17 protein-coding genes are annotated in these 20,480 nt (G+C 71.7%); 13 read left to right on the top strand and 4 right to left on the bottom strand.

Going from position 1 to position 20,480, the window contains the following annotated elements; genetic code table 11:
* Nucleotides 1-72: 72 nt before the first annotated feature.
* The 3 genes from VFV67_RS12390 (at nt 73) to VFV67_RS12400 (ending at nt 3,238) form a co-directional block, all read left to right on the top strand.
* Nucleotides 73-1,140 carry an alpha/beta hydrolase gene (locus VFV67_RS12390; protein WP_326469747.1) on the top strand — a complete coding sequence of 356 codons (1,068 nt, stop codon included), beginning with the start codon at nt 73-75 and terminating at the stop codon, nt 1,138-1,140.
* Nucleotides 1,133-1,852 (top strand): esterase family protein, encoded by a 720-nt coding sequence (locus tag VFV67_RS12395; RefSeq protein WP_326469749.1) that lies wholly within the window; start codon nt 1,133-1,135, stop codon nt 1,850-1,852. Before VFV67_RS12390 ends, VFV67_RS12395 begins: the two co-directional genes overlap by 8 nt.
* 144 nt (nt 1,853-1,996) lie before the next feature.
* The gene (locus VFV67_RS12400; protein WP_326469751.1) at nt 1,997-3,238 is read left to right on the top strand and encodes a hypothetical protein; all 1,242 of its coding nucleotides are present in this window, start codon (nt 1,997-1,999) and stop codon (nt 3,236-3,238) included.
* A 35-nt stretch (nt 3,239-3,273) separates the two neighbouring features.
* Here VFV67_RS12400 and VFV67_RS12405 read toward each other — a convergent pair whose 3' ends face one another.
* The gene (locus VFV67_RS12405) at nt 3,274-4,302 is read right to left on the bottom strand and encodes an alpha-hydroxy acid oxidase (RefSeq protein ID WP_326469753.1); all 1,029 of its coding nucleotides are present in this window, start codon (nt 4,300-4,302) and stop codon (nt 3,274-3,276) included.
* Nucleotides 4,303-4,462: 160 nt separating this feature from the next.
* On the opposite strand from VFV67_RS12405, the gene VFV67_RS12410 reads away from it, so the two are divergent.
* The 3 genes from VFV67_RS12410 (at nt 4,463) to VFV67_RS12420 (ending at nt 8,455) form a co-directional block, all read left to right on the top strand.
* Nucleotides 4,463-5,347, top strand: coding sequence for an SDR family oxidoreductase (locus tag VFV67_RS12410; RefSeq protein WP_326469755.1), 885 nt, complete (start codon nt 4,463-4,465; stop codon nt 5,345-5,347).
* A 253-nt stretch (nt 5,348-5,600) separates the two neighbouring features.
* Nucleotides 5,601-6,830: an MFS transporter gene (locus tag VFV67_RS12415; protein WP_326469757.1), complete on the top strand. Its 1,230-nt coding sequence runs from the start codon at nt 5,601-5,603 to the stop codon at nt 6,828-6,830.
* Nucleotides 6,831-7,159: 329 nt separating this feature from the next.
* Nucleotides 7,160-8,455: a GGDEF domain-containing protein gene (locus tag VFV67_RS12420; RefSeq protein ID WP_326469759.1), complete on the top strand. Its 1,296-nt coding sequence runs from the start codon at nt 7,160-7,162 to the stop codon at nt 8,453-8,455.
* On the opposite strand, the gene VFV67_RS12425 is transcribed toward VFV67_RS12420, so the two are convergent.
* A complete protein-coding gene (locus tag VFV67_RS12425; protein ID WP_326469760.1) occupies nt 8,436-11,948 on the bottom strand; it encodes a BTAD domain-containing putative transcriptional regulator in 3,513 nt (1,170 codons plus the stop codon). The two genes, VFV67_RS12420 and VFV67_RS12425, sit on opposite strands and share 20 nt — an antisense overlap.
* Before the next feature lie 352 nt (nt 11,949-12,300).
* On the opposite strand from VFV67_RS12425, the gene VFV67_RS12430 reads away from it, so the two are divergent.
* From VFV67_RS12430 to VFV67_RS12450, 5 genes are all read left to right on the top strand, one after another.
* A complete protein-coding gene (locus VFV67_RS12430) occupies nt 12,301-12,507 on the top strand; it encodes a hypothetical protein (RefSeq protein ID WP_326469762.1) in 207 nt (68 codons plus the stop codon).
* Between the two features lie 58 nt (nt 12,508-12,565).
* Nucleotides 12,566-12,871 (top strand): hypothetical protein, encoded by a 306-nt coding sequence (locus VFV67_RS12435; RefSeq protein WP_326469764.1) that lies wholly within the window; start codon nt 12,566-12,568, stop codon nt 12,869-12,871.
* 239 nt (nt 12,872-13,110) lie between these two features.
* Nucleotides 13,111-15,303, top strand: a complete 2,193-nt coding sequence (locus VFV67_RS12440; protein WP_326469766.1) for a phospholipase — start codon at nt 13,111-13,113, stop codon at nt 15,301-15,303.
* A 123-nt stretch (nt 15,304-15,426) separates the two neighbouring features.
* A complete protein-coding gene (locus VFV67_RS12445) occupies nt 15,427-17,031 on the top strand; it encodes an LCP family protein (RefSeq protein WP_326469768.1) in 1,605 nt (534 codons plus the stop codon).
* A 138-nt stretch (nt 17,032-17,169) separates the two neighbouring features.
* Complete coding sequence (locus VFV67_RS12450; protein WP_326469770.1) at nt 17,170-17,640, top strand: helix-turn-helix transcriptional regulator; 471 nt, start codon at nt 17,170-17,172, stop codon at nt 17,638-17,640.
* Between the two features lie 3 nt (nt 17,641-17,643).
* Here the strand turns inward: VFV67_RS12450 and VFV67_RS12455 are convergent, their stop codons facing one another.
* Complete coding sequence (locus tag VFV67_RS12455; protein WP_326469772.1) at nt 17,644-19,110, bottom strand: NAD(P)/FAD-dependent oxidoreductase; 1,467 nt, start codon at nt 19,108-19,110, stop codon at nt 17,644-17,646.
* A 74-nt stretch (nt 19,111-19,184) separates the two neighbouring features.
* Here VFV67_RS12455 and VFV67_RS12460 point away from each other — a divergent pair, with 74 nt between their 5' ends.
* Nucleotides 19,185-19,793 carry a helix-turn-helix domain-containing protein gene (locus VFV67_RS12460; protein WP_326469774.1) on the top strand — a complete coding sequence of 203 codons (609 nt, stop codon included), beginning with the start codon at nt 19,185-19,187 and terminating at the stop codon, nt 19,791-19,793.
* A 103-nt stretch (nt 19,794-19,896) separates the two neighbouring features.
* A complete protein-coding gene (locus VFV67_RS12465) occupies nt 19,897-20,274 on the top strand; it encodes a hypothetical protein (RefSeq protein ID WP_326469776.1) in 378 nt (125 codons plus the stop codon).
* Here the strand turns inward: VFV67_RS12465 and VFV67_RS12470 are convergent.
* Entirely contained in the window at nt 20,248-20,469 is a 222-nt protein-coding gene (locus tag VFV67_RS12470; protein ID WP_326469816.1) for a DUF3618 domain-containing protein, read from the bottom strand. The genes VFV67_RS12465 and VFV67_RS12470 overlap by 27 nt on opposite strands.
* Nucleotides 20,470-20,480 lie beyond the last annotated feature (11 nt).

Raw genomic sequence — 20,480 nt, forward strand, 5'->3', positions numbered from 1 at the left:
GCTCATCTTCACTGGGGGTGCCGCCGGGCTTCGTGGCGAACGCGAAGTCCGGCGGCCCATTAGGGTCGAATCATGGCCGAACCGCATGCCTTACCCGTCGCGGTCGGGCCGCGGGTCACAGCGGACGAGATCGTCTTCGCGCTGCCCGATCCGGGGCACCGGCTGGCCGGCGTGCGGCTGGCGCACGAGCTGAACCTGCCCGGGTTGCCGGTGGAGTTCGGGTTCGACGAGGCGGCCGGCGCGTGGACGCTGACCATCCCCCGGCCGCCGGTGCGGCGCATGGAGTACCGGCTGGAGCTGCGGCATCCGGACGGCGGGACGGAAAACGGCACCGATCCGACCAACCCGGTGCGCACCCCGGGCGCGTTCGGCGACAAGTCCGTGCTGACCATGCCGGGCTACACCGCCCCGGCGTGGCTGGCCGGTGCGCCGCCCTGGCCGGCCGGTGCGCCGCTGGCCATCCGGACCGGGGTCGGGCCGGTCGAGGTCACCGTGCTCTCCCCCGACCGGCCGGCCAGGCACCTGCTTCTCGCGCACGACGGCCCGGAGTTCGACCGGCTCGGCGCGCTCGGCCGGTTCGCCGCGACCATGGTGCGCGACGGCCGGCTCCCCCCGTTCCACCTGGTTCTCGCCGCGCCCGGATCGCGGGACGCGCGGTACTCGGCCAACCCGGCCTACGCCACGGCGCTGGCCACCGTCGTGCTGCCCCGGCTGCACGCCGCGCTCGGCAGTACCGGCCCGGCCGTGCTGATCGGCGCCAGCCTCGGCGCGCTGGCCGCCCTGCACGCCCAGCGCCGCTACCCGAACACGGTCGGCGGGCTGTTCCTCCAGTCCGGCAGCTTCTTCGTACCGGAGCACGACGAATGCGAGCGGAACTACCGGTACTACCCGAGGGTGACCCGGTACGTCGCCACCGTGCGGCACGCCGGACCGGGGCCCGCGGTGCCGGTCACCCTCACCTGCGGAGCGGTGGAGGAGAACGCGAACAACAACCGGCTGATGGCCGACATCCTGCGCCGCCAGGGCTATCCGGCGACGCTGCACGAGGTACCGGACGCGCACAACTACGTGGCCTGGCGGGACGCGCTTGACCCGCACCTGACCGGCCTGCTCGCCCGGGTGTGGGCCGCCGATGCGTGAGGTGCAACTGCCGGACGGGCGGGTCGTGGTGCACGGGCACTGGGGCCGGCCGGTGCTGGTGTTCCCGAGCGAGCAGGGCAGCGCGACCGACGCCGAGTCCAACGGTCTGGTCGGCGCGGTCGGCGATCTGCTGTCCGCCGGCCGGGTCAAGCTGTACTGCGTCGACTCGTTCGACGGGGCCAGCTGGGCGGCCAGCCACCTGCCGCTCGAGGAGCGGGCCAGGGCGCACGAGCGCTACGAGTCCTGGATCGTCGGCACGGTGGCGCCGTTCATCTCCGGCGACTGCGGCGGGGAGACCGAGATCGCCACGGCCGGCTGCTCGATGGGCGCCTACCACGCGCTCAACCTCGCGCTCCGGCACGCCCAGACGTTCGTGCTGGCGCTGTGCTTCTCCGGCAACTACGACACCGCGAGCTGGCGTGGCTGGGGTGCGCGGGGCATGGCCGAGTACTTCAACAACCCGGTGAGCTACGTGCCGAACCTGCACGGCGAGCACCTGGACTGGCTGCGGTCCCGGCTGTCCGTGCTGCTGGTGTGCGGCCAGGGGCAGTGGGAGGACACCACCGGCGCGCTGGAGTCCACCAAGTGGATGGCCGCCCTGTTGCGGGACAAGGGAATCCGCTGCGAGCTGGACCTGTGGGGGCACGACGTGCCGCACGACTGGCCGTCCTGGCGCGCCCAGTGGACCCACCACCTGCCACGTTTCTGTTGACACACAACGACAAGGGAGATCGCCCGTGAGCGGACGCTTGGCCGCGGCGCCGGCTGGACGAAGGAGCAGCGCAGCCACGAGGAACGAGTGGCGAGCAGCGCACGCAGGAAGCCGGCGCCAGCAGCGGCCAAGCGGGAGCGAACAATGAGCACGGTCGAGCACCTGGTCGGGCTGCTGCTCGGCACCGAGGAGGACTGGCCGACGGCGTTCACCGAGATCATGCGCCGGCTCGGACCGGTCACCGACGGCGCCGGGCGCAAGCACGCCTTCGACATCAAGCGGGTCACCATCGAACCGTTCGACCTGCGCGACAAGCCGAAGCACTCGCTGGTGATCGACCGGCTGGCCTACTGGTACTACCACCCGCGCGAGTGGCTGAAGAAGGTCGCGCTGATGGATGACGTTTACCTGCTGAACAGTCCGTTCACGTTCCAGTCGATGGAGAAGCACGCGGCCTACTGCGCGATGCTGCGCCTCGGGCTCAAGGTGCCGGACACCGTGCTGGTGCCGTTCAAGCATCCGGTGGACAACTCCCGGTACGCCTACACCGCGGAGCGCTACAACCGTCCGTTCGACCTGGACGAGATCGCCGAGCGGCTCGGCTACCCGCTGTTCATGAAGCCCTACGACGGCGGCGCCTGGGTCGGGGTGTCCCGGGTGCGGGACAGCGCCGAGCTGCACCGGGCCTACGACGGCTCGGGCGGGCGCCTGATGCACTTACAGTCCTCGGTGGAGGGCTACGACGCCTTCGCCCGGTCGCTGTCGATCGGCGCCGAGACCATGGTGATGCGGTTCCGTCCGGAGCTGCCGATGCACGACCGGTACGCCGTGCAGCACGATTTCCTCGACGCCGCGGCAGGTTCCGAGGTCACCACCATCTCCCGACTGGTCAACGCGTTCTTCCGGTGGGAGTTCAACTCCTGCGAGCTGCTGGTCCGCGGCCAGGACGTGCACCCGATCGACTACGCCAACGCCTGCCCCGACGTGGCCCTCACCTCCCTGCACTACTACTTCCCGTGGGCCATCTCCGCCCTGGTCCGGTGGACCATTTTCTGCTGTGCCACCGGCCGCACCCCGCGCCTCGACCTGGACACCAGCCGCTACTTCGCCATCGCCGACCGCACCGATCTGTCCTATGCGGACAAGCTGTCCCGCTACCGCGACCTCGCCGACGAGTACTTCGAAACCGACCGCTACCGCGACTTCTGCGCCTCCCGATTGTCCCATGTGGACGCCGTGGTCTACGACTGGGTCCGCTCCCCCGACTTCGACCGACTCCTGGTGGACACCGTGCGCGCCACCTACCCGCCCGCCGAGCACGACCGCTTCGTCGCCCACTTCCGCGGCCTGCTGTCCAGCTGGGTGCACGACCAGGAGCGCACCTGACCCCTAGGCTCGCGCTCGGATCCCGGCGGGACCCGTCAGAGCACGGCGAGGGTGCGGGCGGCGGCCGGGCTGAGGCAGCCGGCCAGGGTGAGAGCGTCGTGCAGCTCGGCCTTGAGCAGGGTGAGGACCCGGGCGGCGCCCTCGGCGCCGTCGACGGCGAGACCCCAGAGCAGCGGGCGGCCGACCAGGACTCCGGAGGCGCCCAACGCGAGGGCCCGCAACACATCCGTGCCGCTGCGGATGCCACTGTCCAACAGCACCTCACTGCGCGCGCCGACCGCCTCGACCACGGCCGGCAGGGCGGCGACGCTGGCGGCGGCGCCGTCGAGCTGACGGCCGCCGTGGTTGGAGACGACCACCGCGTCGGCCCCGGCGCTGACCGCGCGCAGCGCGTCGCGTGGATCCAGGATTCCCTTGACCACCACAGGAAGCGTGGTCCGGTCGCGGATCCATTCCACGTCCGGCCAGGTGAGTGCGGCGGGGACGAGGATCTCCTGGGTGTGCAGCGCGGCCGGCAGGTTGGCGGCGACCACGCCGGCCGGTAGCCGGAAATCGTTGCGCAGGTCGCGCAACCGGCGGCCGAGCACCGGAACGTCCACGGTGACCATGAGCGCCTTGCAGCCGGACTCCTCGGCCCGGGTGATCAGACCGTCCACAAGCGAACGCTGGTGCAGCCAGTAGACCTGAAACCACACCGTGCCACCGACTTCGGCCAGCTCCTCGATCGGCACGCTGCTGTAGGTGCTTGCCACGAACGGGATCCCGGTGTCGCGAGCGGCCGCGGCGAGGGCCAGCTCGCCGTCCGGGTGCACCAACCGCTGGTAGGCCATGGGCGCGGTGACCACCGGAAGGCTGGCCTCACTCTTGAGAAGTTGACAACTCGTGTCCACAACGCCGGCACTGGACAGCACCCTTGGCAGCAGCGCCACCGCGTCCAGCGCCGTCCGGTTGGCCGCCAACGTGATCTCCGCCCCGCTGCCACCCGCGATGAAATCCCACACGTCGCCGGGCAGCCGGGCTTCGGCCCGGCTCTCGAAGTCCGCCAGGCACACCGGGTCGTTCACCCGGGCAGCGTACCGGGCGGCACACAGCGCGACCGAACACTTCGGGTAACGCTCAGCGCACAAACCGCACCGTCCGTCGCCGGCGATCCCCACCGGGCTTCCGCCGACCCAACACTGACGGCAGGCCAACGGGGACCGGTTCGGGGAGAGGCGCATTGTCATGACTTACCTTGACGGCAAGGCAGTGGTGGTGACCGGAGCGGGGCGGGGTCTCGGTGAGGCCTTCGCGACCCATCTCGCCGAAGCCGGGGCCGGGATTCTGGTCAACGACGTGGACGCGGCCGCCGCCCGCCGCACCGCCGCGGCCATCCGGGCCGCCGGTCACCCCGCCGTGGCCAGCGCGCACTCGGTCTCCGACCCGGAGCAGGCCCAGGCCATCGTCGACCTGTGCGTGGACACCTACGGCCAGATCGACGGCCTGGTCAACAACGCCGGCCTCAACTACGAGGCGCTGTCCTGGGAGGACGACCCCGGGCGGGCCCGCGAGCTGATCGAGGTCAACGTGCTCGGCACCCTCTACACCGGGCTGGCCGCGATGCGGGCGATGAAGAACCGGGGCGGCGGCTCGATCGTGAACATCTCCTCGGGCGCCTCGCTCGGGCAGCGCACCCTGGCCACCTACTCGGCGAGCAAGGGCGCGGTCGCCTCGCTGACCTACTCCTGGGCGCTGGACCTCGAGGCGGTCGGCATCCGGGTCAACGCGGTCTGCCCGCTCGCCCACACCCGCATGGTGCGCTCGTCGGAACGCGCCCTGCGCAAATGTCCGCCCGATCGGACGCCGGACCGGATCGCCCCGCTGGTGGTGTTCCTGATCGGCGACCGTTCGGTCGGCATCACCGGTCAGATGATCAGGTGCACCGGGCCGCAGCTGCACATCATCGGCCAGCCGTACCTGAAGTCGCCGATCCTGGAACGGGACAACTGGGACTCGGAGACCATCGAGCGCGCCTTCGCCGAGGTGTTCCAGGCGCACCTCGAGCCGTACGGGTTGGAGAAGCGCATGCCGCCCCGGTTGCGGGACTGGCTCACCCCGGCCACCGCGTGAAAGTATTTCTGGTAAATGGGAAGGTGTCCGGACAGTGGTCGGTCCATGCACCTTTCAAGTGCCGGTACTCTGAGCTACGGGGCGATGACCGATTGGCCATCATCCCACGGGTGCAGCGTTCGACCGGCGGCAGTGCGCCGGCTGCCACATGAGCGTTGCCGGCTGCGCCAGCATCGCGGACGCGGTTCGCTACCCAACTGGAACTGGCAGCGGTCGACAGAGGGCGAATGTGAGTAGCAGCGGGGCGCCGAAGATGTCCGCGGTCCTCGCGGTGAGCGAGTTCCGCGCACTCTGGTTCGCCGAGGCCCAGTCCGTGGCCGGCGACCAGCTGGCCAAGGTCGCCCTGATGATCATGGTCTACAGCCGCACCGGCTCGGCGTGGTGGGCGGCCGCGGTCTACGCGCTCACCTTCCTGCCGGCGCTGGCCGGCGGGCTCGGGCTGTCCCAGCTGGCCGACCGGTTCCCGCGCAAACCGCTGATGGTGACCTGCTCGCTGATCCAGGCCGCGCTGGTCGGGCTGATGGCCATCCCGAACGTGCCGATCGAGATCCTCTGCGTGCTGGTCGTGGGGGTGCAGCTGGTCCAGTCGCCTGCGCTGGCCGCGCAGCAGGCGGTCACCAGGGAGGTCTTCACCGACGACGCCCTCTACCTGCGCAGCCAGGACCTGCGCGGGATCACCACCAACACGCTGATGCTGGTCGGGCTGGCCGGCGGCGGGCTGCTGGTGGTCGGCATCGGCACCTCGCTCGCCCTGGCCGCGGACGCGCTGACCTTCCTGATCGCCGCGCTGGTCGTGCAGCGCTGGGTGCACAACCGCCCGGTGGCCGGGAAGAAGGAGGACGGCTGGTTCCACGCCACCCGGTGGGTGTTCAGCCAGCGCAAGATGCGGGTGCTGCTGGCACTGACCTGGCTGGTCGGCCTGGTCGTGGTGCCGGAAGGGCTGGCCGCGCCGCTGGCGCACGAGATGGGCGCCTCCCCCGCCGCGGTCGGCTGGCTGCTCGCCGCCGATCCGCTCGGGTTCGTGATCGGCGCGTTCGTGCTGTCGCACTACGTCGGCCCGCAGCACAGGATCAGGATCGTCGGCGTGCTCGCGACCCTCTCGGTCGGGATGCTGGTCGGTTTCCTCCTGCACCCGAACCTGGCGTTCGCGCTGACCCTGCTCGCGCTCGCCGGGGCGACCGGCGCCTACTCGATCACGGTCGGCGCCGCGTTCAACACCTGGGCGCCCAACGGGTTGCGCGGCGGGGCGTTCGGGATCGCCCGCACCGGGATGCGGGTCGCTCAGGGACTGGGGGTCGCGTTGGGCGGGGCCGTGGCGGAGCTCACCGGGTCGGCGATGAACACGGTCGGGCTGGCCGGCGTTGTCGGCCTGCTGATCGCCGTGCCAGCCACCATCGCCTGGCGAAGCGTCCAGCGCGGACTACGTTCCGAACTCGGTTACCCGACAACCGTCACACAACGCAGTGCGGAGACGACAAACTAGGCGGGTGCCTTGTCGAACCCGGACCGGCGGCGGTCAGCAGGATCACATCGGGGTTGGGGAGCCATCGGTTGAGTGCTCATAATTCGCGGTCACGCATCGGATTCACCTCCCGCGGGGGGACGGGGGCATGGGCGGCGGTGGAATGTTAGCGGGTGGGCCGGGTCATCGGTTTTCGCCTCGTTCGAGGCACACTTGGGTGTGACACGATTGGAGGACAAACACCCATGACGTTCACCGCTCACGATGGGGCCGGACGAGCCTCGCCTGACGGGGTGAACGAACAGGCAGGGCCAACCGGAGGCCAGGTACCACCACTGTCACACCTAAGTGTGAACGATCAGGGCGAAACCCGACAGTCCAAACGTCAGATCGCCGCCCACCCGCGACACTGGGCGTTCTGGGGCCAGCGCACCCGGCTGAAGGTGTACCTGCTGATCACCGAGGTGATCGCGGTCGGCGCGATGATCTGGTTCGGGCTCACCACACCCGCTCCGACCAGCGACGACTGGTTCCGGTTCACGGTGCTGGCGGTCTGCGCCACGGTCCACATTCAACTGTCCAGAAGGCAGGAGGAGCGGCGGCGCAGCACCCGGAAGCCGACCGTACACATTGACCTGACCGGCATCTGGTCCTTCCCGGCCGTGGTCGTTTTGCCCATCCATCTGGCGTTGCTGCTGATCGTGCTCAGCCGGACACAGCGATGGTTCGTCGCCCGCCGGCCGCTGTACCGGTTCACCTTCTCCGCGGCCAGCATGCTGCTCGGCGCGATGGTGACCTACGCGGTGCTGATGGTGTTCGAACCGCACACCTGGACCGATCTGGACGTACCCGGGTCGTTCACCCAGTTCGGCATCCTGCTGATCGCCGGCGTCGTGTACTTCGTGTCCCAGGCGCTGGTCATCGGTGCCGGCGCCATCGCGCTGAGCACCACCACCCCGACCATCCGCACGGTGCTGGGCACCAAGGAGGACAACGAGCTAGAGGCGCTGACCATCGGCCTGGGCATGATGTCGGCGATCCTGCTGGTGAACCTCCCGGCTGCGCTCGCCGTCATGGTGCTGCTCAGCGTGGTCGGCAACCGGATCGCCGAGGTCCGCCAGCTCCAGGTGGACGTGCGTACCGATCCCAAGACCGGGCTGCTGAACATGCGTGGTTGGCACGAGGCCGCGCAGCGCGCGCTGGAGCGGGCCGGCCGGGCGGACGCCCCGGCCGCGGTGCTCATGGTCGACCTCGACCACTTCAAGTCGATCAACGACACCTGGGGCCACCCGGCCGGTGACGACGTGCTGGAACGGGTGGCCGAGGCGCTGCGCACCGAGACCCGGCCGAGCGACGTGATCGGGCGGTTCGGCGGCGAGGAGTTCGTGCTGCTGCTGCCCGAGGCGGACTCGGGGGAGGCGGTGACCGCGGGCGAGCGGATCCGGCGCCGGATCGCCGAGCTCCAGGTCTCGACCACGGACAAGCGCGGCGGCCCGGTGGACATCTCCGAGCGCACCACCTCGGTCGGCATCGCCGTCTACCCCGACCACGGCCGGGCGCTCGACGAGCTGGTGCAGCTGGCCGACGCGGCCGTGTACGAAGCCAAGGAGAACGGCCGGGACCAGGTCAGGGTCGCGGCCCGCTGAGCAGCTCGCGCACCTCGTCGGCCTCCGGCGTGCCGATGTCGCTGAAGATGTCCATCGCGGCGACCCAGGTCGACCGGGCTCCGGTCAGGTCGCCCGCGGCCTCGGCGATCAACCCGCGCACCCGCAGCGCCCTGGCTTCGATCAGCCGCTGCCGGCGCTCCCGCACGACCTTGACCGCCCGGTCGGCGTGCGCCGCGGCCTGCCCGAGGTTGCCGAGCGCCAGGTAGCAGTGCGCCAGCTCGGTCACCGCCCGGCCCTCGAGCAGCCGCATGCCCGAGTCGTGCATCACCGCGATGGCGGCGCGGCACTGGGCCACCGCCTCGGAGATCCGGCCGCGCACCCGCAGCGCCGCGGACAGTCCGATGAGGACGGACGTCTCGCCGTAGCCGAACCCGATCCGGCGGGCAACCTGCAACGCCTCCATGTAGTAGCGGACCGCCGCCTCGTGGTGGCCACGGCGCAGGTAGACCGTTGCCAGCACCTCAAGCCCGCCGACCTCGGGGCGCCGCTCCCCCAGCTGCCGGCCGAGCAACACGCAGCGGTGCGCCTGCACGCTGGCCTCCTGGTAGCGGCCCGCGTCGCAGTTGGTCTCGGCCAGGCACACCAGCACGCTCGCCTCGCCGAGCCGGTGCCCGATCCGCCGGAAGATCAGCAGCGAGTCGTGGTGGTACCGGGCGGCGTCGCCGAGCTGGCCGAGCGCCCAGTGCGCGGTGCCGATCCCGCTGTAGGCGGTGGCCTCCAGCGTGCCCTTGTCCCGGGCCTCGATGTTGGCCAGCGCCTGGGTGTGGTGGGTCAGCGCGCGATCCGGCCGGCCGCGGGACAGCCAGGAGGCGCCGATGTAGGTGAGGTCGGTGGCCTCGCCGTACCGGTTGCCGATCCGGCGGTTGATCGTCAGCGACTGCTCGTAGTAGAGCGAGGCGGTGGCCGGCTTGCCCAGCTGCGAGTGCACCCGGCCGAGGTTGTGCAGCGAGCTGGCCTCCCCGGCGGCGTTGCCGGTGCGCCGATTGAGGGTGAGCGCCGTGCAGTGGTAGTCGATCGCCTTGGGGTAGTCGCTGAGGTTGTAGTGGATCAGTCCGAGGATGTCGTTGACCGACGCCTTGGCCCGGTCGTCGCCGGCCCGCTCGGCGGCGGCCAGCGCGGCCTGACAGACCACCACCCCCTCGGAGCCGTGACCGCGGGCCACGAAGTACCCGCGCAACGCGTCGGCGATCAGCCAGGAGTAGCGCTGCAGCGCCGGCTTGGCCCCCCGCGCGGCGGCGATCAGGTTCGCCAGCTCGCCGTCCAGCCACTCGATCGCGTCGGCCCCGGTGGCCGGCGGGTTGATCAGGTGGCCGGGCGAGGGCAGCGGCATTCGCAGGACGTGCGGGTACAGCAGCCGGCCGGCGGCGTCGGTGGTGTGCAGGTAATGGTCGAGCAGCCGGCCGATGGCGGCGTTGATCCGCTCGGCGCCGTCCTCGTCGTGGGCCCGGTCGGCGGCGTACTCGCGGAGCAGGTCGTGGAACTGGTAGCGCCCGGCCGCGTGCTCGGTGACCAGATGCGCACCGGCCAGCTGGCCGAGCAGCCGCCGGGTCGCGACCACGCCGCCCGCGGTGAGCGCCGTCGCGGCGTCCGCGGTGAAGTCCGGGCCGCTGTGCACGCCGAGCACCCGGAACAGCTGGCGGGCCTCGGGGTCGAGCATCTCGTAGGACAGGTCGAAGGCGGCCCGCACCGCGCCCTGCTCGTCGCCCTCCACCACCAGCTCGGCCAGCCGGCCGCGCTTGCGCAGCTCGTCGGTGTAGTCGGTGATCGTGGTGTGCGGCAGCGAGGCCAGGTTGGCAGCCACGATGCGCAGCGCCAGCGGCAGGTAGGCGCACGCCTCGGCCAGGTCGGCGACGGCGCCCGGCTCGGCGTCCGGGCGGGCGTCGCCGATCATGCGGGCGAGCAGTTGCTGGGCGTCCTCGGGCTCCAGCACGTCCAGGGTGATCCGGTGCGCGCCCTCGGTCGCGGTCAGCCCGGCCAGCCGGTCCCGGCTGGTGACCAGCACCAGGCAGCCCGGGGTGCCGGGCAGCAGCGGCCGGACCTGGTCGGCGCCGGAGGCGTTGTCCAGCAGGATCAGCGCCCGCCGGTCGGCCAGGTGGGTGCGGTACAGCCCGACCGCCTCCTCCTCGTCGACCGGCACCCGCTCGCTGGGCAGGCCGAGGGCGTGCAGGAACCGGGTCAGCGCCTCCAGCGGCCGCACCGGCGAGTCCGAGGCGTAGCCGCGCAGGTTGACGTAGAGCTGGCCGTCCGGGAACCGGTCGCGCACCCGGTGCGCCCAGTGCACGGCCAGCGCGGTCTTGCCCACTCCGGCGGTGCCGGTGATCGCGGTGATGGTCACCGCGTTGCCGCCCTCGCTCTCCCGCCGCCGCAGCACCTCGTCCAGCCGGTCGATGTGCTCGTCGCGGCCGGTGAACCCGCCGGTGTCGGCCGGCAGCTGGGCCGGCGTCGGGTGGGCCCGCTGGGCGTGGCCGGGCCCCGGCCGGGCCGCCACCGCCGGCACGTCGCTCCGGATGATCCGCAGGTAGGCCGCGCCGATCTCGGGGCCCGGCTCGATCCCGAGGTCCTCGGCAAGGCGGGTACGGATGTCGGCGAACAGGCGCAGCGCCGCGGCCTGCTGCCCGGACCCGGCCAAGCCCAGCATCAGCCGGGCGTGCAGGCCCTCGTGCAGCGGTTCGGTGTGTACCAGCGGCCGCAGCTGCTCGACCACCGGCTCGTGCCGGCCGAGGTCGAGCGCGGTGTCGGCGTGGGCCAGCGCCGCGGCCAGCCGCCGGCCGGTGACCGCGGTGGCGGCCGGGTGGTGCCGGACCTCCTCGGGCAGGTCGGCGACCGCGGGGCCGCGCCACAGCCCGAGCGCCTCCTCGTAGAGGGCCAGCGTGGCCTCGGGGTCGGCGAAGTGCTGCCGGGCCTCCGCGGCGCGCGCGGTCAGCTCGTCGAACCGGAGCAGGTCGAGCTGGTCGGTCTCGACCGCGAGCCGGTAGCCGCCGCGGGCCGAGGTGATCAGCCCGGTGCCGGGCCGGGACAGGCCGGCCACCTTGCGTAGCCGGGACACGTAGGTGTGCACGAGGTTGTGACAGCTGTCCGGGGGGTGGGCGCCCCAGAGCATGTCGATGATCTCCTCGCGGTGCACCACCCGGTTGGGTTGCAACGCGAGCAGTGCGAGCAGGCAGCGCTGCTTGAGCGGGCCCATCTCCACCGGCTGGGTGCCCCGGCGCAGCTCGAGCCGGCCGAGCACGCCGATGCACAGGAGGTCGGCGCCCCGGTCGCCGGCCGGCCACTGCCCGTCCAGGACCAGGCCGACCGCCTCGGCGAGGCGGCGTAAGGATTCCCGGCGTGGCCGGGTCACCCGGCCCTGTTCGATGTACCGTACGGCGCGGACGCTCACCCCGGCCCGGCCGGCGAGTTCGGCCTGGGTAAGCCCGGCACGAATGCGCCCGGCGCGCAGGGCTTCACCGAACGTCGCGGAATTTGCGTCCACCGGCGACCCCCTCCGCATGCAACTTGCCGCTCATAGTGGCGGCGAAGTTGCCGGTTAGTCACCACATGTCACCCGAACGGATCAATTAGAGCAGTTCAAAGCCGCAGCTGAATCACGTTCCGTGCCCAATTTGGGTCCAGACCCGCTCCAGTCAGGGTGTCAGACCAGGCGACTACTGTCAGTCCTCATGAGGGGATGCGCGCGACACCCTGGGGGTGCGCCGCGAGCATCAACTCCTGGGGGAACCGGTCTTGCCAGGCCCGACGCGGGCCAGCCTTCCGCGCCGGGCCGGTGACAACCAGGGGGCGTCACCGGCCCGGCAGCACCACCGATCGGCCGTACACTTGATGTTGTGGGTAATCCCGCCGCGGCCCAGCGGCTGCGCCTGGCGCTCGACATGTACGAGGCCGGCGAGCGCATGCAACCCCAGCGCCTGAAGCGCACCCACCCTCAGGCCAGCGGCGCCGAGATCGACGCCGAGCTGCAAACCTGGCGCCGCCACCGCCCCGGCGCCACCCACGGCGACTGCCCCGGCCACCCCTCTCCCCGGTTCGAGTGAACCTCGTCGAGGCCACCCTCCGGCGCATCGCCGGCGATCTCAACCGGCAACACCAACCATGGGCTCTCGTGGGCGGCTTCGCGGTATCGGCCGGGCCGAGCCGCGGTTCACCCGCGACGTGGACGTCGCCGCCACCGTCACCGACGACTCGGCTGCCGAACAGCTCATCCACTCGGTGGAACATGACGACGCGGAGCGGCTGGCCACCGCCCGGCTCGGCGTGTCCCCGACTGACCACGGCGGCCAGGTGATCGTCGATGTACTGTTCGCCAGTTCCGGCATCGAGCCGGAGATCGTGCGGGCCGCCGAGCCGATCGAGATCCTGCCGGGTCTGACCGTGCCGTGGCGCAGACCGGCCACCTGATTGCCACAAAGCTGCTCGCGCGGGACGACGAGACCCGGCCGCAGGACCTGGCCGACCTTCGGGCGCTGCTGGCCGGGTGCACGGCGCGGGGTCTAGCGCTGGCCCGGGGTGGCGTCAAGCTGATCAGCCAGCGGGGGGTTCGACCGGGGCCGGGACCTGCTGGATGCACTCGACCGGTTGGTTGAGCCAGGGCCTTAATCGGCGGTCCTTCGTGGAATGCGGCGGGTAGCCTCTGCGCCGTGGGGTGGCGGGATCTTGGCGGGGGCGGCTCGGGCGGGGCGGGCGGGTGGCCTCGGCTGGGGTGGCTGACCCTGATCGTGCTGCTGGCGATGGGGTTCGCGGTGGTGGCGTCGCGGCCCGGAGCGCCGCAGGTGCGGCCGGCGACCGGCGACGCGGCCCGCGCCGAACGGGCGATCGACATCCTGCTCGACCCCGGGTCCGGCCGCGACCCGATGGCCGACCTGCCGGCCGACTTCACCGCGGTCACCGGGCACGTGCCGGCCCGGATGGGCGCGCCGGACGGCACCGTGCGCGCGGTCTACCCGGAGGGCGGCTGCTCCTCCCCGTGGGGCGACGACGACACCCGCTGGGACTACGGCGTCGGCTGCCGGGCCCACGACCTCGGCTACGACCTGCTCCGCTACGCCGATGCCAAGGGCCAGCCACTCAGCCCGGAGCTGCGCGAGCGGCTGGACAACCGGCTCTCCGACGACATGCACGGCATGTGTGACATCAACCCGCGCGGCACGCCCCGGCTCTGCCACCTGGTCGCCTCGCTCTACACCATCGGCCTGATCGTCAACTCCTGGCACCAGCGCTGGGGACCGCCGCGCCGCGAGCCGGTCGGCCCGTGGAGCATCGGCCTGGTGGTGATCGCCCTGCTGATCGCCGCCCGCACCCCGGCGCTGAGCGGCCGGGCCCGCCCCTGGCCCACGCCGGCCCCAAGACCGCCGCGGTCCGAGACCGAGGCGGCCAGGGCCGGCTACCTCGGCTTCCTGCAGGTCGCCAGCCTGGCCGGGATCGTGCTGGCCGAGTCGGTGCTGGCGCTGGCCGCCTGGGGATCGGCCCAGGACACCTGGACCGTGCCGCTGACCTGGCTGCTCCAACTGGTTCCGGTGTTCTTCCTGGCCGGCGGCTACGCCAACGCGCTGGCCTGGCGGGCCGCCCGGACCGGCGGCGGGTTCGGCGACTACCTGGTCGGCCGGATCGGCTGGCTGTCCGGACCGGTGCTCGCCTTCGTCACCGCCTGGCTGGTCGTGCCGCTGTCGCTTGAGCTGTTCGCGGCGCCCCGGGAGGCCACCGCCGCGTTCGGCCGGGTGGTGCTGCAGCCGCTCTGGCTGCTCGGGCTGTACCTGCTGGTCGTGGCGGCGACACCGGTGACGCACGCGCTGCACCGCAGGCTGCCCCGGCTCACCCCGGCGGTGCTGCTGGCCGTCGTGGTGACCATCGGCCTGGCCGGACACGGCTCGGTCGCCGCACACGCCGGCGGGATCGTCCTCGCGCTGCTGTTCGCCCAGCTCGGCTTCCACTACGCGGACGGCACGCCGTGGCGGATCCCCAGGCCGGTGTTGGTGACCGGCGCGCTGACCGCGAGCACCGGCCTGGTCGTGCTGACCGCGGCCGGTGCCGTTCCCGGGCGGCTGATCGCCGAGCCCACCCGGTACGCCTCGTTCGTCCCGACGCTGCTCGGCGTGCTGCTGATCGGCCTGGTCCAGGTGTGCCTGGTCGCGCTGCCCCGGGAGCGCGGCGTGCTGGCCGTGGCCGCCCGGGTGCCGGCCCGGTCCCGGGCGATGCTGCGGGACACCCCGATGACCGCCTACCTGGTCTACCTGTGCGCGATGGTGCTGCTGGCCGGGCTGATCGCGGCCGCCCGATCGGCCAGCCTGATCGCGGGCGGCGCGGACTGGCTGACCCGGCCGCGCACGCTGCTGGCGCTGGCCATGGTGGCGGTGCCGGCGATGCTCGCGTTCCTGCTGTTCGAACGGCGGCGCCCGGCGCTCGCCGACGACCCGCTCGCGGACCTGGAGCCGGATCCGGCCGGCCCGGCGGGCCCGCTGGACGGGCTCGCCGCCGCGCTCGGCGTGGCCTACGGCGCGCTGGGCCTGCTTGGCTTCGCCGCCACCGGGATCACCGCCTCGGCCGACCCGCCCGAGGTGCTCGGGCTCCCGCTCGACCCGATCGCCAACCTGATCCACCTGCTGCTCGGCTGGTACCTGCTGCACTGCGTGCGGATCCAGACGATCACCCGGCCCGGGCCGTGGCTGCTCACCGCGATAGCCTGCGTGCCGCCGATGATCACGACGATGAGCGGCCTCGGCTTCGCCGTGCACGGAGCGACCATGCTGCTCGCACTCGGGGTCGCGGCCGGGCGGTTCCCACCGGTCCAGGCCCTGCGCACCAGGTCACGGCCGGTACCGGAGGGCACCCGATAGGGCGAGCCGTCCGCGCGGCGGTTCGGCCGCGGGCCGCGGGCTGTGTCACGCTGAACACAACCGAACCGGGGGCCGGCACGTCACACTGGTAGGGGACCGCGAGTTCGAACGGGAGGAGAGCGGGTGAGTTATCGGCCACCGAGGTCGTCTGGCCGTCACCCCCACGACCGCTACGACGCGGAGCCCAGAACGGACCGGATCGCCGACGCCCGCTGGGTGCCGCCGCCGACCCGGGAACCGCGTCCCCGCCCGCGACCGCGGCCGGCCCGCCGGCCGCCGCGCAGCTACACCGGCGCCAAGACCGCGGTGGCCGCCCTGTCCACGCTGGTGCTGGCCGGCACCGGCTACTACTGGTCCACGCTCAACCAGTGGGAGCAGGGCCTGACCCGGCAGGACGTCATCGACACGCGGCCGACCGAGCGGCCGGCCGACGGCGCCATCGACATCCTCATGGTCGGCATGGACAGCCGCACCGACGCGCAGGGCAATCCCCTGTCCAAGGATCTGCTGCGCGAGCTGAACGCCGGCAAGGTGGACGGCACACTGAACACCGACACCCTGATCCTGATCAGGATCCCGAACGACGGTGGGAAGGCGATCGGGGTCTCGATGCCCCGGGACTCCTACGTGAACATCCCGGACTACGGCAAGCACAAGATCAACTCTGCCTATGCGCGGGCGAAGAACACCGCGATGGAGCGGCTGCGCCGGGAGGGTCAGCGCGACCAGCCCACCCTCGAGGTGCAGTCCAACCTGGAAGGTGCCAAGAGCCTGATCGGCACGGTGGAACAGCTGACCGGGGCGACCGTCGACCACTACGCCGAGATCAACCTGCTCGGCTTCTACGACATCACCAACGCGATCGGCGGGATCGAGGTCTGTCTGAACAAGGCGGTCAACGACTCCCTGTCCGGCGCCCGGATGCCGGCCGGCCGGCAGACCCTGTCCGGCGCACCGGCGCTGGCCTTCGTCCGGCAGCGGCACGGGTTGCCCAACGGCGACCTGGACCGGATCGTGCGCCAGCAGGTGTTCATGTCCGGGATGGCGAAGAAGGTGTTCTCCGGCGACATGCTCACGCCCGGCTCCGAGACGCTGGACAAGCTGCGCGCGGCCGTACAGAAGTCGGTGGTGCTGGACCAGGACTGGAACGTCATCGAGTTCGCCCAGCAGATGATGGGCTTCACCGGCGGCAACCTGGAGTTCAAGACCATTCCGGTGGGCAGCATCGCGCTGCGCACCGGGGACGGCGACGCGGTCGAGGTGGACCCGCGCCAGGTGCGGACGTTCGTCGACGGGCTGCTGCACGGCGGTGAGCAGCCGGCCAGCGGCGCCCCGGTTCCCCAGGCCCCGTCGGACGCCGACATCACCGTGGACGTGCGCAATGCCTCCGGCCGCACGGGCCTGGCCGGCGAGGTGGCCAGATCGCTGACCGCGCAGGGCTTCGGGGCCGGCCAGACCGGCAACGCCACCACCCGGGCCAACTCCGTCGTGCGGTTCGCCGTCGGCGAGCAGGACAACGGCGACCGGGTGGCGTCGGTGCTCGGCGGCCTGCCGGTGGAGGCCGACCGGAACATCTCTCCCGGGCACGTGACCGTCCTGATCGGCCGGGACTTCCAGCCGAACACCGGCAACCAGCTCTCCGGCGACCGGTCGCTGGCCGCCGATCCGGCCAACCCGGCGGCGGCGCAGCCGGCCGCGGGCCCGTCCGCCGAGGGTTGCGTGAACTGATCCGGCCGTTGCCACCAGCGGTGTGGGCATTCGCCCCTTTGGGGGAACTGCGCAGTGCGTTGCGCAACTCGCGTAATGCAACGGCGTTTGCCGCCTCTTGACAGGTGGCAGTTTTGTCCGCACCCGCAAGGGGGACCGGTGGACCTCGACCTGGCGACCTATCAGCGAGTGCTCGGCGATGAGCTCCGCCGGCTGCGCAAGCGGCGCGGCTGGACCCGCAAGGAGCTCAACGACCGCCTGTACAGCGACATCTCGCTGCAGACCCTGGCCACCTACGAGCTGGGCACCCGCCAGGTCTCCGTGGTCCGCCTGGTGGAGATCTGCCACGCGCTCGGCGAGCTGCCGCACGAGCTGCTCGCCCGGGTGCACGAACGCGTGTTCATCGAGGCTCCGGTCGGCCGGGTCCGGGTCAACCTGCGCAAGATCGCCCGCGACGACGCTCCAGAACTGCACCCGCTGCGCCGCTGGGCGCTCGGCCGGCTGGCCGAGGGATCCACTCCCCCCGGCGGCGGCGAGATCCACCTCGGCATCGCCGCCCTGGAACGCATGGCCGAGCTGTGCAGCATCGAGACCGTCGAGCTGATCGCCCGCCTGCGCGCGATCGAGTAATGGTTAGGCGAGTTGGTAGTCGGCCGGGTCGACGCGGCGGGTGCGCATCCAGTACCGCCAGGTGAAGCCCGGCCAGATGGTTCGGTTCACGCCCTTGGCATCCAGGTACCAGCTCGTGCAGCCGCCGGTGCTCCACACGCCCTCGGCCAGCTTTCGTTGGATCGCGGCCTGGAACCGGTCCTGCGCACCCTGCCGGACCTCCACCGCGCCGGCCCCGGCTCGCTCGGCCAGCCCGATCACCCCGGCCACGTACCGGATCTGCGACTCGATCATGAACACCACGGAGTTGTGCCCGAGCCCGGTGTTCGGCCCGAGCAGCAGGAACAGGTTGGGGTAGCCGGCCACGGTGATCCCCAGATGCGTCTGGATCCCCCCGGAACGCCATTCCTTGGCCAAATCTCGGCCATCCCGACCGATCAGGTTGAGGTAGTCGAAGCCGTCGGTCACGTGGAAGCCGGTGCCGAAAATGATCGCGTCCGCCGGCCGCTCGACCCCGGCCGCGTCCACCACTCCGGTCGGCGTCACCGCACTGACCCCACCGGTGACCAGGTGCACGTTGGGCCGGTTCAGCGCCGGGTAGAAGTCGTTGGCGATCAGCACCCGCTTGCAGCCCATGGTGTAGTCCGGGGTGAGCGCGGCGCGCAGCGCGGGATCGGTGATCGAGCGCTCCAGGTGCCACCGGGCGACGCGCTGGCCGAGCCGCAGCATGGCCGGGTGTCCGTTGAAGCCGAGCGCACGCGACTCGAGCAGCCAATAGAGCAGGTTCCGGTAGGCCCGCTGGGCGCCCGGCACCCGGTTGAACACGGTCCGGGCCCAGGCCGGAACGTCGTGGTCGGGCTTGGGCATGATCCACGGCGGAGTGCGCTGGAACAGGTGCAGCTCGGCCACGTCGGGCGCGATCCGCGGCACGAACTGGATGGCGCTGGCCCCGGTGCCGACCACGGCCACCCGCTTGCCACGCAGGTCGTAGCCGTGGTCCCAGTTGGCCGAGTGGAACGCCGCGCCGGTGAACGTGTCCAGCCCGGGCAGGTCCGGGATGTTCGGGATGTGCAGCGCGCCGGTGCCGGCGACCAGGAACCGGGCGACGTACTCGGCGCCGGTCGCGGTGGCCACGTGCCAGCGCGCCTCGTCGGCGTCCCATCGGGCCCCGGTCACCTCGGTGCCGAACCGGATCGACCGGCGCAGGTCGTAGGCGTCGGTGACCCGGCGCAGGTAGTCCCAGATCTCCGGCTGCGGGGAGAACGACCTGGTCCAGTTCGGGTTCTGCTCGAAGGAGAACGAGTACAGGTGCGACTGCACGTCGCAGGCGCAGCCCGGGTAGGTGTTGTCCCGCCAGGTTCCGCCGACGTCGTCGGCCTTCTCCAGCACGACGAAGTCCTCGCGTCCGTCCCGGCGGAGCTGGATCGCCATGCCGAGGCCGGAGAACCCGGTGCCGATCACGACCACGCCGGTCTCGAATCGCTCGCCCATCCGCCGCCCTCCGATCAGGTGTTACCGAGGGTCTACCTTACTTGAAGTAAGGTTACTTGCGGTAGAGTCCGGCCATGGACACCGAACGCCGGCGCCGGATGCCCCGCGCCGAGCGGGAGCGGCAGATGATCGCCGTGGCCGAGGAGCTGTTCGCCGAGCGCGGCTACCAGGCCGCGGCCATGGACGAGATCGCCGACCGGGTCGGGGTCTCCAAGCCGATGCTCTACGAGTACTTCGGGTCCAAGGAGGGCCTGTTCGTCGCGTGCATCCGGCAGGCACGGGCGGACCTGCTGGCCGTGACCACCGAGTCGGTGCGCGACGCCGCCTCGGCCGAGGACGCGCTGCGCGCCGGGCTGGTGGCCTTCTTCGAGTTCACCGACACGCACCGGCGGGCCTGGGAGCTGCTGCGCCGCGAGGTGGCCGTCGCCGGCCAGGCCGCCGCGGACGAGTTGGAGGCGATCCGGGCGCAGCAGACCGCGCTGGACGCCGCGCTGCTGGCCAGCTACCGCCCGGACGCTCCCGCACGGGACCTGGAGGCCGCGGCGCAGATCATCGTCGGCGCCTGCGAGCGGCTGTCGATCTGGTACGTGCAGCAGGAGGACGTGTCGGCCAAGCAGGCGGCCGAGTACGTCATGGATCTGCTCTGGTACGGGCTGCGGGACCGGCTCGGGTCCCCCACTTGATCGATAATTCCGGCTCCGGACCTATCTGCGACTGCGGACCGGGCTCTTGTCGGGTTGAGTGCGTCCTGCAGGGGCACGGAACCGACCGGAGGGGTGGACGGAAATGGGTGATCCGATCGAGGCGAACTACGTTCCGGACGGCGACGACTGGACCGTCACGGTCCGCAGGGGCGACCAGCGGCTGACCGGGACCGCGCCGGGAATCATCGCCGCCCGGGACCGGGCCGACCAGCTGGTCGAGGAGCTGGCGCCGGGCGAGGCCAAGCGCGTCGTGGTGCACCTGCTTGGCGGCGACGCGCTCGAGTTCACCACCGCCTACCTGACCGCGCGGATGACCACCGCGGAACCGGCGCCGGCCGAGCCCGCGGCGCCGGCCAGGAAGACCCCGGGTCCGCGCGCGCCGCTGGCCGAGGAGTCCAGCGGCGACGGCGCCGCCGCGACGGACGCAACCGACCTAGCGGAACAGCCGGCGCAGCATTAACAGCGCCACCAGTACACCGAGCCCGATCAGCGGAAACTTGATCTTCGGGTCGTCCAGCTTGGCCACCACGCTCGCCTTGGCGTTCTCCGCCAGCTTCTTCGGGTTGGCCTGGTTGCCGAGCCGGTCGAGGGTCGAGGCCAGTGCCTCGCGTGCCTGCTCGATGTCACGTTGAATGGTGTCCGGATCGCGGGCCACGTCGTCCTCCT

Origin of the sequence: Actinophytocola sp. (assembly GCF_035762905.1) — a bacterium.
In the GTDB taxonomy this organism is placed as follows: domain Bacteria; phylum Actinomycetota; class Actinomycetes; order Mycobacteriales; family Pseudonocardiaceae; genus DASYTH01.